Annotated in this window: 9 protein-coding genes; 6 read left to right on the top strand and 3 right to left on the bottom strand. The window is 71.4% G+C overall.

Features of this window, described 5'->3' with window-relative positions:
- Positions 1–160: 160 nt before the first annotated feature.
- Both DA075_RS19820 and DA075_RS19815 read right to left on the bottom strand, forming a co-directional pair.
- Positions 161–814 carry a DUF2155 domain-containing protein gene (locus DA075_RS19820; RefSeq protein ID WP_099954674.1) on the bottom strand — a complete coding sequence of 218 codons (654 nt, stop codon included), beginning with the start codon at positions 812–814 and terminating at the stop codon, positions 161–163.
- A 142-nt stretch (positions 815–956) separates the two neighbouring features.
- On the bottom strand, positions 957–1,373 hold the full coding sequence (locus DA075_RS19815) for an NADH:ubiquinone oxidoreductase subunit NDUFA12 (RefSeq protein ID WP_099954673.1): 417 nt from the start codon (positions 1,371–1,373) through the stop codon (positions 957–959).
- Between the two features lie 506 nt (positions 1,374–1,879).
- Here DA075_RS19815 and DA075_RS19810 point away from each other — a divergent pair.
- A complete protein-coding gene (locus DA075_RS19810) occupies positions 1,880–5,620 on the top strand; it encodes a vitamin B12-dependent ribonucleotide reductase (RefSeq protein WP_099954672.1) in 3,741 nt (1,246 codons plus the stop codon).
- A 220-nt stretch (positions 5,621–5,840) separates the two neighbouring features.
- On the opposite strand, the gene DA075_RS19805 is transcribed toward DA075_RS19810, so the two are convergent.
- Positions 5,841–6,506: a hypothetical protein gene (locus DA075_RS19805; RefSeq protein WP_099956683.1), complete on the bottom strand. Its 666-nt coding sequence runs from the start codon at positions 6,504–6,506 to the stop codon at positions 5,841–5,843.
- A gap of 215 nt (positions 6,507–6,721) precedes the next feature.
- On the opposite strand from DA075_RS19805, the gene DA075_RS19800 reads away from it, so the two are divergent.
- From DA075_RS19800 to DA075_RS19780, 5 genes are all read left to right on the top strand, one after another.
- Positions 6,722–8,242: a sensor histidine kinase gene (locus DA075_RS19800; protein ID WP_099954671.1), complete on the top strand. Its 1,521-nt coding sequence runs from the start codon at positions 6,722–6,724 to the stop codon at positions 8,240–8,242.
- The gene (locus DA075_RS19795; RefSeq protein ID WP_099954670.1) at positions 8,185–9,618 is read left to right on the top strand and encodes a sigma-54-dependent transcriptional regulator; all 1,434 of its coding nucleotides are present in this window, start codon (positions 8,185–8,187) and stop codon (positions 9,616–9,618) included. Before DA075_RS19800 ends, DA075_RS19795 begins: the two co-directional genes overlap by 58 nt.
- 99 nt (positions 9,619–9,717) lie before the next feature.
- Positions 9,718–10,473 (top strand): OB-fold nucleic acid binding domain-containing protein, encoded by a 756-nt coding sequence (locus DA075_RS19790; RefSeq protein WP_099954669.1) that lies wholly within the window; start codon positions 9,718–9,720, stop codon positions 10,471–10,473.
- A gap of 135 nt (positions 10,474–10,608) precedes the next feature.
- Positions 10,609–11,934 carry an MFS transporter gene (locus DA075_RS19785; protein WP_099954668.1) on the top strand — a complete coding sequence of 442 codons (1,326 nt, stop codon included), beginning with the start codon at positions 10,609–10,611 and terminating at the stop codon, positions 11,932–11,934.
- An 11-nt stretch (positions 11,935–11,945) separates the two neighbouring features.
- A complete protein-coding gene (locus DA075_RS19780; protein ID WP_099954667.1) occupies positions 11,946–13,082 on the top strand; it encodes a metallophosphoesterase family protein in 1,137 nt (378 codons plus the stop codon).
- The last annotated feature ends 137 nt before the right edge of the window (positions 13,083–13,219 follow it).

Here is a 13,219-nt window from a genome sequence, read left to right as displayed (position 1 = left end):
TCCTGTCGGGGCAGCGCCGCCCGCATCCCGATGCCCGCCCCCGCCCCGCTGCGAATCCCGCGGCGCCCCCCGCCTCCGCGCGACCGAGGCGCGGGCGTCCGGAGTCACGGGGCGGTCAGGTTCGAGCCGAGCCGCCCCCTCCCCTCGGGCCGTCCGCGCCTCAGCGCGGGTTCGGGTTCATCGGGTCGGCGCCGGCCGGCATCGGGCCGTCATTGGTCGGGAAGAAGCGCCGCGACGGCGACTGGCGCGGCTGGACCGGCGTGCCGCGCAACGGCTCGACGTCGACCTGGCCCTGGCGGTTGACCTGGCGCGAGCGAGGCGCCTCCTCGCCGCGGGCCTGCTCGCGGCGCTTCCTGCCCTCGGGCTTGGCGGCGGCCACCGGCGCGTCCTCCTGCTCCTTCGGCTCGGCCACGATGTCGGTGCCGCCTTTGCAGTCGACCAGCCACACGTCGTAGATCGGATGCTCGATCGCGTGCAGGCCCGGGCTCGCGGCGAACATCCAGCCGGTGAAGATCCGGCGGTACTTGTTCTCGAGGGTGACCTCGTCGACCTCCAGGAAGGCGGTGGTCTTGGCGCTCTCGGTCGGCGGGCGGGTGTAGCAGACCCGCGGGGTGAGCTGGAGCGCGCCGAACTGCACCGTCTCGTCCACCGCCACCTCGAAGGAGACGATGCGGCCGGTGATCTTGTCGAGGCCGGAGAACACCGCGGTCGGGTTGCGGATCTTGTCGGCCTGGGCCGGCGCGGACGCGCCCAGCAGGACACCGCCGAGGAGCAGGAAAGCGCCCGCGGCGCGGCGTGCGGTCATGCGGCTCAAAACCCAGTCGCTCCCGGCTCGAAGTTCGGCGGCTCTCGCCAGGCCTCTCGAGCCCGGCCTCTCGCGCCCGAATCGGCCGGGCGCGCGGGCCCCGTCGGCCCGCCCGCGATAGACACAAGGAGGATGGTGGAAAAAGGGCGGGCTACTCGCCCGGCACCCACGGCACGTAGTCGCCGGTCGCCGCCGGCCGCTGGCCGTAGGAGAGCTGCGAGCCCCGCGGCCGGTAGGCCGCCACCGTGCCGGTCAGGTTCTCCTCGTGCGGCTTCTGCCACTCGCGCGGGACGTAGGTCTCCTCGGAGGGCGGCACGTCGGTGGCGTGGCAGAGCCAGCCGCGCCAGCCGGGCGGCACCTTCGAGGCGTCGGCATAGCCGTTATAGATCACCCAGCGCCGCTCCGAGCCGACCGAGGCGTCGATCAGCGGGCCTTGCGCCCGGTAGTAGCGGTTGCCGAACTCGTCCTCGCCCACGAAGCGGCCGTGACGCTTGGTGGAGACGTTCAGGCTGACGGTCGAGCCGCTCCACCAGGTGAAGATCCGAAGCAGGGTGTCTTTCAGCGCCATCGCGACCGTCTCTGGGACCTGAGGCCCTCGGGAATGGGAGGAAGCCCCCCTGAACTCGCGCGGGACTATGGTGAGATGACCCCCGGATGTCCAGCGTGTCCCGCGCCGCAGCACGAATCCTGTGCGCGGGGCGCTCTCGCCTCAAGCGGGGGGCCCCGATCCGCAACGACCTGTGAACAAATCGGTGGTCGGATGCTGCGCCGGCTGTGCAACGGCCGGGGCATCGGGGCGATTCCGCCAAGCCGGGCGCGAGCTTAGGCGGCGGTTCGCCGCCATCCACAGGATTCCGCCCTCCACCACAACATCTAGCGAGGAACGGAGTCCGTCGACACTAGTTATTGACGTGGGGCTGCCATCGTCGGTAGTTTCCAGGTCGACAGGACGGGCGCTCCCCGAGGGGACGGAAGCTCGTCCACCGAATCCGAAGCGTCCCCGCCCTTCCTGTAACCGGCGGCCCCCGTCGTCATGCGGGCGGTCCCCGGCTGTTCGTGACCGGAGAGTATCCCATGCGGTTCGAGCGTCGCATCACCACCGCGGGGCAATCGCCCTATGCCAGCATCCCGTTCCGCAAGGCCGTGAGCGAGATCCGCAACCCGGACGGCTCGGTGGTGTTTCGCCTCGACGGCATCGACGTGCCGGAGGCCTGGAGCCAGGTCGCCTGCGACGTGCTGGCCCAGAAGTACTTTCGCAAGGCCGGCGTCCCGGCGGCGCTGAAGAAGGTCGAGGAGAACGGCGTCCCGTCCTTCCTATGGCGCTCGGTGCCGGACGAGGCGGCGCTCGCCGCCCTCCCCGAGGGTGAGCGGTACGGCTCCGAGACCTCGGCCGTGCAGGTCTTCGACCGGCTGGCCGGCTGCTGGACCTACTGGGGCTGGAAGGGCGGCTACTTCTCCGGCGAGGAGGACGCGGCGTCGTTCCACGACGAATTGCGCGCCATGCTCGCCCGCCAGATGGTGGCGCCGAACTCGCCGCAATGGTTCAACACCGGCCTGCACTGGGCCTACGGCATCGACGGGCCGGCGCAAGGCCACTTCTACGTCGACTACCGGACCGGCGAGCTGGTCCAGTCGGCGACGGCCTACGAGCACCCGCAGCCCCATGCCTGCTTCATCCAGTCCGTCGCCGACGACCTCGTCAACGAGGGCGGCATCATGGACCTGTGGGTGCGCGAGGCGCGCCTGTTCAAGTACGGCTCGGGCACCGGCTCGAACTTCTCCCGCCTGCGCGGTGAGAACGAGAAGCTCGCCGGCGGCGGCAAGTCCTCGGGCCTGATGAGCTTCCTCAAGATCGGCGATCGGGCCGCCGGCGCGATCAAGTCCGGCGGCACGACCCGCCGCGCCGCCAAGATGGTGATCGTCGACATCGACCATCCGGACGTCGAGGCCTTCATCGACTGGAAGGTCAAGGAGGAGCAGAAGGTCGCCGCCCTCGTCACCGGCTCCAAGGTGGTGTCCAAGCACCTCAAGGCGGTGATGAAGGCCTGCGTCAACTGCGAGGCTGCCGGCGACGCCTGCTTCGATCCCGACCGCAACCCGGCGCTCAAGCGCGAGGTGAAGGCCGCCCGCAAGGCGATGGTGCCGGATGCCGCGATCAAGCGGGTGATCCAGTATGCCCGCCAGGGCTACACCGACATCTCGTTCCCGATCTACGACACCGACTGGGATTCCGAGGCCTACCTCACCGTCGCCGGCCAGAACTCCAACAACTCGGTCTCGCTCACCGACGACTTCCTGCGCGCCGTCGATCGGGACGCGGACTGGACGCTGACCCACCGCACCACCGGCAAGGTGGCGAAGACCGTCAAGGCCGCCGAGCTGTGGGACAAGATCGCGGAGGCCGCCTGGGCCTCGGCCGATCCGGGCCTGCACTTCAACACCACGATGAACGATTGGCACACCTGCCCGTCGGGCGGGCGGATCCGGGCCTCGAACCCGTGCTCCGAGTACATGTTCCTCGACGACACCGCCTGCAACCTCGCCTCGGCGAACCTGCTGGCGCTCTACGACCGCGGCTCCAAGCGCTTCGACGTCGAGGGCTACGAGCATCTGTGCCGGCTCTGGACCGTGGTCCTCGAGATCTCGGTGCTGATGGCGCAGTTCCCGAGCCGCGAGATCGCCGACCTCTCCTACAAGTACCGCACGCTGGGCCTCGGCTACGCCAATATCGGCGGCCTGCTGATGACCATGGGCCTGCCTTACGATTCCCGTGAGGGCCGGGCGCTGGCCGGCGCGCTCACCGCCATCATGACCGGCGTGTCCTACGCCACCTCGGCCGAGATGGCGCGCGAGCTCGGGCCCTTCCCGGCCTACGAGGAGAATGCCGACGCGATGCTGCGGGTGATCCGCAACCATCGTCGGGCGGCCCACGGCGACGCCGAGGGCTACGAGTTCCTCAACACCAACCCGGTGCCGCTCGACCATGCCGGCTGCCCGCAGGGCGAGCTGGTGGAGCATGCGCGTGCGGCCTGGGACCGGGCGCTGGCGCTCGGCGAGGAGCACGGCTACCGCAATGCCCAGGCCACCGTCATCGCGCCGACCGGCACGATCGGCCTCGTCATGGATTGCGACACCACCGGCATCGAGCCCGACTTCGCCCTGGTGAAGTTCAAGAAGCTGGCCGGCGGCGGCTACTTCAAGATCATCAACCGGGCGGTGCCGGACGCCCTGCGCACCCTCGGCTACCGCGAGGCCGAGATCGCCGAGATCGAGGCCTACGCCGTCGGCCACGGCTCGCTCGGCCAGGCCCCGGCGATCAACCCGGGCACGTTGCGCGCCAAGGGCTTCACAGACGAGAAGATCGCGGCGGTCGAGGCCGGGCTGAAATCGGCCTTCGACATCAAGTTCGTGTTCAACCGCTGGACCCTGGGCGAGGATTTCCTGACCCAGACCCTCGGCGTTCCGGCGGACAAGCTCGCCGACCCGTCCTTCGACCTGCTGACCTTCCTCGGCTTCAGCCGCAAGGAGATCGAGGCCGCCAACGTCCATGTCTGCGGGGCGATGACGCTCGAGGGCGCGCCGCACCTCAAGGTCGAGCACTACCCAGTCTTCGACTGCGCCAACCCGTGCGGCCGGATCGGCAAGCGCTACCTCTCGGTCGAGAGCCACATCCGCATGATGGCGGCGGCGCAGCCCTTCATCTCGGGGGCGATCTCCAAGACCATCAACATGCCGAACGACGCGACGGTCGAGGATTGCAAGAACGCCTACCGGCTGTCCTGGACCCTGGCGCTGAAGGCCAACGCCCTCTACCGCGACGGCTCGAAGCTGTCGCAGCCCCTCAACTCGGCCCTCATCAGCGACGAGAACGACGACGAGGAGGATGCGGTCGAGGCGCTGCTGGCGCAGCCGGCGGTGGCCAAGACAGTCGCGGTCACGGAGAAGATCGTCGAGCGGATCGTGGAGCGCGTCGAGCGCCTGCGCTCCCAGGAGAAGCTGCCGAGCCGCCGCAAGGGCTACACCCAGAAGGCGAAGATCGGCGGTCACACCATCTTCCTGCGCACCGGCGAGTACGACGACGGGCGCCTCGGCGAGATCTTCCTCGACATGAACAAGGAGGGCTCAGCGCTGCGGGCCTTCATCAACAACTTCGCGATCTCGGTCTCGCTCGGCCTGCAATACGGCGTGCCGCTGGAGGAGTACGTCGACGCCTTCACCTTCACGCGGTTCGAGCCGGCCGGCTTCGTGCAGGGCAACGATGCGATCAAGAACGCCACCTCGGTGCTCGACTACGTGTTCCGCGAGCTGGCGATCTCGTATCTCGGCCGCAACGACCTCGCCCATGTCGATCTCTCCGAGATCGGCACCACGGTGACCGGCGGCGTCGCCCCGGCGAAGCCCGCAGCCTCGGACGCGGTTCCGGCGAACAACGCCGTGTCGCGCGGCCTGCTGCGCGGCTCGGGCGACCGCCTCACCCTGATCCATGGCGGTCCGTCCGGCGCCACCTCCGGCGTCGCGGCCCCGACCACTGGCCAGAGTGCGGCGGCCGGCGGCACCGTTCACGCGGTGCGGGGATCGGTGGCGCTCAAGACCGAGCCGACCCTTGCCGGCCGGGTCGAGGCGCTGGCCGAGTCCCTCCCCTTCGCCAAGCCGGACCCGGCGGCGGCCGGCCGCAGCGTCTCCGACCGGCGGGCCGAGGCGAAGATGAAGGGCTATGTCGGCGAGGCCTGCCCGGAATGCGCGAACTTCACGCTGGTGCGGAACGGGACATGCCTGAAGTGCGACACCTGCGGCTCTACGACCGGGTGCAGCTGAAGTCCCGTCGGCTCTCGCATAGCGACGCCGTCGACCGCGATCCTCGTGCTGCGATGAAGGTCTACGAGGATCATCGGGCACGACGTCCCTGAACAAAGCCAGGCAGGCGGCCCAGGATGGGCCGCCTGTTTCTTTTTGGGGATGCGGGAGGCACGGATCGACCAATGCCCGCTCTCACGCACGACCCGGTGCGATCCTTCGCCCCTGCACGCACCATCCGTCACACGAAGCCCTCGGCGACGAGACGGGCGCCCGCCGAGGTGATCGAGTGGCGCTGCCCCGAGCCTTCGACGACCCGGCACCAGCTTTCCGCGACGAGGGTCGCGTCGACCCCATCTTGCTTCAGGTGGTAGGCGAAACCGCCATACATGCCTGCAACGGCAAACCAGACCGGCCTCGTCTCCGGCGGCATCTCCAGCAATGGCGCCAGCGGCGGCAAGCGGAGCCCGGCCTCCCGGACCTGTCGGTCGGCGCGCTCCCGGATCACGGCGTGGAAGTGCGACTGGATCATGCGGAGAATGCCGTCGGGGACGTGCCTTACCAGCTTGGGGCGCAGCACCCCGATCGCTCGCCGATGCCCATACCGCTCCGCGACGTCGAGCGGGCGTTCGCCCCGCGCATTCTCCAGCATCCGCCACCCTCCGAGCTCGACGAGCTCCTCGCAGACGCTCTCCGGCGCGTTGCCATGGGCTGCTTGATGCAGGGGTGAGAACCACGAGGCGCCGCCCGGCCGTGCGGTGTTGACGAGATCGCGGTGTTCGCGAACGATCGCGAGGACATGGGCCCAGTCGTACGACTTCGCGGCATCCGCCAGTCGATGGCGCAATGCAACGGCGCCGTCGCTCAAGACGCGCCCATTCGTGACTCCGTCCCAGATGATGGTCATGATATCCTGTCCAAGACTTTCCATCCGACGGATGCTCTTTCCCGCCAGCCGCGCGCCGGCCCTCGAAGCGGGGCGCAGGAGCTTCACAGCGGACGGTTGACGGTCAACGTCGCGATTGTCCCGCTGGGATCGGCCAACCGGGCCGCACCGAAACGAGGATGCTCCGCCGATCGACGGCACGTTCTCCCCCCCGTCCCGCCTTGCCCGATCCTGCCATGCTCCCCCGCCTCCCCTCCCTCCGCGCCCACCTCCTCACCCTCTGGATCCTGCTCCTCGCCTCGGCTGCCGCCACCGCCTACCTGCTCACCGAGTTCTACACCCAGTCCGCCGCCGTGCAGGTCGCACAGGTCGAGCTCCAGGCCGCCCGCGCCTGCCGCGAGATCGGCGACCGGTTCGCGTTCTTCGGCAGCGGCTGGACCGGCAGCGTCGCCGAGCCGGACGACACCCTGAAGAGCCAGCTCACCGACGTGGTAGTGACGGCGCTCGCCAGCCATCCGGGGGTCGAGGGCGGGATCTGGACCGCGTCGGCCGGCTCGGCGGCCTACGCCTTCCCGACCTACGAGGGCACGGGACCGAAGACCGACCTGCCCGCGGCCGAGATCGACACGATCCGCCGCGTCAACGCCGAGGCCCTGAGCGCCGAGCGGCCGGTGGCGACGCGGCGCGTGTCCCGGACCCAGACCCTGGTGGTCCAGGGCTGCCCCTTGCGCGGGCCGATCCAGGGGGCGACGGCCTGGACCATGGCGCGGGTCCACACCGACCAGGGCCGGGCCTACGGCCAGCTCCTCGCCGGATTCGGCTTCCTCGCCGCCACCGTGCTGGGCTCGGCATTGCTCCTCGGGCGGCTCCTGCTGCTGCTCGGCCGGCGCATCGCCCGGCTGGAGGGCCAGCTCGGGCGCGAGACCGCCGAGGGCGACCTGCCCCATCTGGCCCCGACCGGCTTGCGCGAGCTCGACCGGCTGGTCGAGGCGCTGAACGCCGCCGGCACCCGCCTCGCCGCCGCCCGTCACCGCGCCGCGGAGGCCGAGCGGCTGGCGGCCCTCGGCCAGCTCGCGGCCGGCATCGCCCACGAGATCCGCAATCCCCTGGCGGCGATCCGGCTCAAGGCCGAGAACGCGCTGGCGAGCGCCGATCCGGCGCGGGGCCGCGCCGCCCTCGACCTCGTGCTCGACCAGGTCGCCCGCCTCGACCGGCTGCTGCGCGACCTCCTGAGCCTGACCCAGCCGCGGCGGCCGGTGCCGACGCCCACCGATCTCGGCCTTCTCCTGCAGGACTGCGCCCATCTCCACGACGACTTCGCCCGGGCGCAAGGAGCGGCGATCACGGTGGCAGAAGCGACGACCGAGCGCCCGCACCTCGACCCAGACCAGATCCGCCGCGCCCTCGACAACCTCCTGCTCAACGCGATCCAGCACAGCCCGGCCGGGGGCATCGTGCGGCTCTCAGGCGTACGGGAGGGCGACCGGCTGCGGATCCGCGTGACGGATCAGGGGCCGGGCGTCCCAGAATCCCTGCGGGCTCGCCTGTTCGATCCCTTCGTCACCGGCCGCCCGGACGGGACCGGGCTCGGCCTCGCGATCGTGCGCGAGATCGCCCGCGCCCATGGTGGACAGGCGCGGCTCGCCGCCCCACCTCCTGACGCATCGGGTCCCGGCGCGACCTTCGAGCTCGATCTGCCATGGACCGCATCCCAGCCGACCTCTCGCCCGCCGACCTCTCGCCCGCCCGCATCCTGATCGTCGACGACGAGCCCGCCCTGCGCGAGGGTCTGGCCGAGACGGTGAGCGATCTCGGCCACCGCCCGGTCCTCGCCGCCTCCGGCGCCGAGGCCCTGGCGCGGGTCGCGGCCGACCCGGCGATCGCCGCCGTGCTCCTCGACCTGCGCATGCCCGGCGACCTCGACGGGATGGCGGTGCTCCAGCGCCTGCGCGCCGGTCCGCACCCGCCGCCGGTGGCGGTGCTGACGGCCTTCGCCAGCGCCGAGAATACCATCGAGGCGATGCGGCTCGGCGCCTACGACCACCTGACGAAGCCGGTCGGCCGGGCCGAGCTGGCCGGGTTGCTAGGCGGCATGCTGGCCGTCTCCGCTGCCGCGGCGCCGGGCGCCCCCTCCCCGGCGGGAGCCGCGTCGCTGATCGGCTCCAGCGAGGCGATGCGGCGGGTGCAGAAGGCGGTCGGCCTCGCCGCCGACAGCGACGCGACGGTGCTGCTCCAGGGCGAGACCGGCACCGGCAAGGAGGTCGCGGCCCGCGCCCTCCACGCCCATGGTCGCCGGCGGGCCGGTCCCTTCGTGCCGGTGAACTGCGCGGCGATTCCCGCCGACCTCCTCGAGAGCGAGCTGTTCGGCCACCTGCGCGGCGCCTTCACGGGGGCGACCCAGGACCGGCCCGGGGCCTTCCGCGAGGCGAATGGCGGCACGCTCTTCCTCGACGAGATCGGCGACATGCCCCCGTCGATGCAGGCCAAGATCCTGCGGGCGCTCCAGGAGCGGGTGGTGACGCCGGTCGGCGGCCGGCCCGCGCCGGTCGATGTCCGGGTGGTGGCGGCGACCCATCGCGACCTGCCGCGGCTCGTGGCGGAAGGCGGCTTCCGCCAGGACCTTTTCTACCGCCTCAACGTGGTGCCGATCACCCTGCCGCCCTTGCGCGAGCGCCTGGCCGACATCCTGCCCCTGGCCGAGCATTTCCTGTGCGCGAGCGGCGCGGGGCAGAAGCGCCTCGGGCCCGAGGCCGCCGCGGCGCTGATGCGCCATTCCTGGCCCGGCAACGTGCGCGAGCTGCGCAACGTGATCGAGCGGGCGGCGGTGCTGGCCCGCGGGGCGGTGATCGGGTCTGCGGATCTCGGCCTGTCGGAGGCGGCGTCGGAGCCCGGCGCGGCCCTGCCGGCCTGGCTCGACGGCGACCTGCCGGGCGCCGTGGCCCGCCTCGAGGAGGCGATGATCCGCCGGGCCCTGCGCGAGAGCAGCGGCAACCGCGCCCGGGCCGCCAAGAGCCTCGGCATCCAGCGCCAGCTCCTCTACGCCAAGATCGAGCGCTACGGCCTGCGCGACGCGGACCTGTCGGAAAACCCGACGGGGGATGTCGGGAATCCCGACGGCCGGTCGATCGACTGACGCCGGGTTTTGCTGGTTCTGCAAGGACTTGGCGTTTGGCACGGGAGTTGACAGGGGCTCGTTGAGCCGGCTGCCCGCCGGCGCAGACGAGCGACCTCCATGACGATGGCTCAGCATCGCCGCCTCGCGGCGAGCCTCGCGGCCGTGATCCTCGGCGCGATCCCGGCCGCGGCGCAGGACAATTCGGTCTGGGATCCCGGCACGCTGCCGGAGACCAAGGGAACGGTGAAGCAGTACACGCTCACCCCCCGGGGCGACGTCGACGGGCTGATCCTCACCGACGGCACCGAGGTGAAGCTGCCGCCGCGCATGTCCGGCGCGGTGGTGTTCACGGTCCGCCCGGGCGACCCGATCTCGGTGCGCGGCATGCGGGCCCGGGCGCTGCCCCTCGTCGACGGCGCCTCAATCCGCAACGAGGCGAGCGGCGCCACGCTCACGACCCTCGGGCCGCCGGATCCGGCCGCCGACGAGACGAGCTTGAGCGGGCGCATCGCGGCTCTGCTGCACGGGCGCCGGGGCGAGGTGAACGGGGCGCTCCTCGACGACGGCACCACCCTGCGGTTGCCGCCGCCCGAGGCGGCGCGCTTGAGCGCGACCCTGCGGGCCGGCCAGAGCGTCAGCGTCCGCGGGACGGTAGCGAGGAGCCCGCTCGGCACGGTGGTGGAGGTGCGCGCCCTCGGGACGAGCCCGGACAGCCTGGTCGCGGTCGGCGGGCGCCCGCCGCGTCCCCCGGGACCGCGCGGCGAGGCCGGGCCGCCCGGCGGCCCCGACGCTCCGCCTCCTCCGCCGCCCGGTCCCGGCTCCGCTCCTCCCCCGCCTCCGCCGCCCGGCGGCGCGCCTCCGCGTCGGTTCTGAACCCGACACTCTTCTCGGACCCGCGGAGCGATACGGCGCCCTCCCGCAGACTAATCCCTCTTGAATAGCAACTTTTGGCGATCTCGCCGGTTCTCGGCTCCGGATCGGCCGGTCCTTCCTCAAGGAGACATCACGGTGAGCACCGCACCCTCCGCCCCTGTCTCTGCGTCCGGACTCCCCGATCGGCAGCCGTCGACGCGCGCCCTGCGCGGGCTCGACGCGCTCAACTTCACCCTGGCGGATGTGCGAGACGGCCTCGGCCCCTACCTCGCCATCTACCTCATCGCCGTGCGCGGCCCCGACCAGGGCTGGAACGAGGCGACCACCGGCATGATCATGACGATCGCCGGCATCGCCGGCCTCATCGCCCAGACCCCCGCCGGCGCACTGATCGATCGCTCACGACACAAGCGCGCCATCGTGATCGCAGCGGCGCTCGCCGTCACCCTGAGCTGCCTCGCCCTGCCCTTCATCTCGAATTTCTACGCCGTCGCCGCCACCCAGTCGCTCGCCGGCATCGCGGGGGCGATCTTCCCGCCGGCGCTCGCCGCCATCACCCTCGGGGTCGTGGGCCCGAAACTCTTTTCCAAGCGCATCGGCCGCAACGAGGGCTTCAACCATGCCGGCAACGCCGTCTCGGCGGCGCTCGCAGGCGGGCTCGCCTACCTGTTCGGGCCGATCGTGGTGTTCTGGCTCATGGGCGTGCTCGCCGCCCTGTCGATCGGCGCGATGCTGATGGTGCCGGACGAGGCCATCGACAACGACCTCGCCCGCGGCCTCGACTGCGCCGAGGAGGAATCCTGCGAGCAGCCCTCCGGCCTGACGGCTCTGCTACAGAACAAGCACCTGATGCTGTTCGCGCTGCTCGCCGCGATCTTCCACCTCTCCAACGCCGCGATGCTGACCTCCGTCGGCCAGCTCCTCACCCACCTGTCGGGCAAGGACAACGCCACCTCGCTGATCGCGATCTGCATCGTGGCGGCGCAATGCGTGATGGTCCCGGTGGCGATGTTCGTCGGCCACAAGGCCGATGCGATCGGCCGCAAGCCGATCTTCCTCGCCGCCTTCGGCGTGCTGGCCCTGCGCGGCGTGCTCTACACCTTCTCGAACAACCCGTTCTACCTCGTGGCGGTGCAGCTCCTCGACGGCATCGGCGCCGGCGTCTACGGCGCGCTCTTTCCGATCGTGGTCGCCGACCTGACCCGGGGCACCGGCCGGTTCAACGTCAGCCAGGGCGCGGTGGCGACGGCGCAGAGCCTCGGCGCCTCGTTGAGCGCCACGCTCGCCGGCCTCATCATCGTCTCGGCCGGCTACTCGGCGGCCTTCCTGACGCTCGCGGGCATCGCGGGCCTGGGCTTCGCCCTCTACCTCCTGGCGATGCCCGAGACCCGCGGCTTCGAGCCGGCCCAGGCCGGCACGCCCTCGGATCCCACCGGCCGCCCGGCCCTGGCCACCGCCTGAAGGCCTCGCCCATGATCGCCCCGCCCAAGACCGCTCCGCCCAAGACCGCCCCGCCCAAGACCGCCCCGCTGGCCTTCGCGCATATCGGCGACCTTCACCTGACCGGCGCGGAGGCCGGGAACGCGCGCGACTATCAGGCGATCGTCGCGCAAATCGGCGAGATCGAGGGACTCGACTTCGTCTTCCTGCCCGGGGACAACGCCGACAATGGCCGCCCCGAGCAATACGCCCTGGTGCGGGCGGGCCTCGATCGGCTCCACCTGCCGGTCCACGTCATCACGGGCGACCACGACAGGGAGGGCGGCAGCCTCGACGCCTTCTATGCCGGGCTGGACGTTCCGCGCCTGCCCTACGCCGTCGACGTCCGGGGCGTGCGCTGCCTGTTCCTCGACATGTGCGGGCCTGGCACGGGCGGACCGGATTTCCGCCTGGGGCCCGACCAGGTCGCGTGGCTCGCGGCGGAGCTGGCGGGCGCGCAGGGCAGAGACTGCATCCTGTTCATGCACAGCTACCCGGCGGATCTCAAGGGCGAGGGCGAGGCCGCGCGCGTCGCCGACCTCGTCCATCGCGGGCCGGTGCGCCTCGTCGAGATGGGCCACACCCACTACAACGAGCTCGCCAATGACGGCCGCACCGTGTACGCGGCGACCCGCTCCACCGGCCAGATCGAAGAGGGGCCGGTCGGCTACGCGGTCGCCGCGCTCGATGGCGGCGTGGTAAGCTGGCGCTTCAAGGACCTCGGCCGGCCCTGGCCGTTCGTGCTGATCACAGCCCCCGCCGACCGGCGCCTTGCCCACGAATCCGGCCACGCGGTCGGCGAGCGTTTCATCCTGCGTGCCCTGGTGCTGGGCTCCGCCGAACGCGTGGAGTACCGGATCGACGAGGGGCCGTGGCAGGCGATGGCGCGGGAGGACGGGGCGCGCTGCTACGCGGCCGACGTGGTCTGGCCGGCAGGCGCTCAGGTCGTCGCCGTGCGGGCGACGGGCCGGGGTTCCGAGGATAGCGACGCGATCGAGCCGGCGACCGATCCGACCAGCCTACCGATCTCCCGCGGCATCGGCAGCGACGCGGACGCGCTCGGGGCGTGGCCGGAGCGGGGCTTGCTCGGGACCCAGCTCGGGCCGAACCGCAACGGGCGGCAATGGTGAGGACAGGCCTCCCGGTCCTCGGAGACCTTATCCACGACCTTTACCATCGCGCCGTCGCATCGCCACGTCGATGCGAAAGCGTCCGGCGCATCAGCGCCGAAGCCCGTCCGGGCTTAGCCAGCGCCTTCGAACGAGTC

Origin of the sequence: Methylobacterium currus, from assembly GCF_003058325.1 — a bacterium.
In the GTDB taxonomy this organism is placed as follows: Bacteria; Pseudomonadota; Alphaproteobacteria; order Rhizobiales; family Beijerinckiaceae; genus Methylobacterium; species Methylobacterium currus.
This window is presented reverse-complemented; position numbering and strand designations above follow the sequence as displayed.

Coding starts and splice junctions, on each gene's coding strand:
- DA075_RS19815 (WP_099954673.1), bottom strand. CDS start 1,373: ATGGCGCTGAAAGACACCCTGCTTCGGATCTTCACCTGGTGGAGCGGC.
- DA075_RS19805 (WP_099956683.1), bottom strand. CDS start 6,506: ATGACCATCATCTGGGACGGAGTCACGAATGGGCGCGTCTTGAGCGAC.
- DA075_RS19795 (WP_099954670.1), top strand. CDS start 8,185: ATGGACCGCATCCCAGCCGACCTCTCGCCCGCCGACCTCTCGCCCGCC.
- DA075_RS19800 (WP_099954671.1), top strand. CDS start 6,722: ATGCTCCCCCGCCTCCCCTCCCTCCGCGCCCACCTCCTCACCCTCTGG.
- DA075_RS19780 (WP_099954667.1), top strand. CDS start 11,946: ATGATCGCCCCGCCCAAGACCGCTCCGCCCAAGACCGCCCCGCCCAAG.
- DA075_RS19810 (WP_099954672.1), top strand. CDS start 1,880: ATGCGGTTCGAGCGTCGCATCACCACCGCGGGGCAATCGCCCTATGCC.
- DA075_RS19790 (WP_099954669.1), top strand. CDS start 9,718: ATGACGATGGCTCAGCATCGCCGCCTCGCGGCGAGCCTCGCGGCCGTG.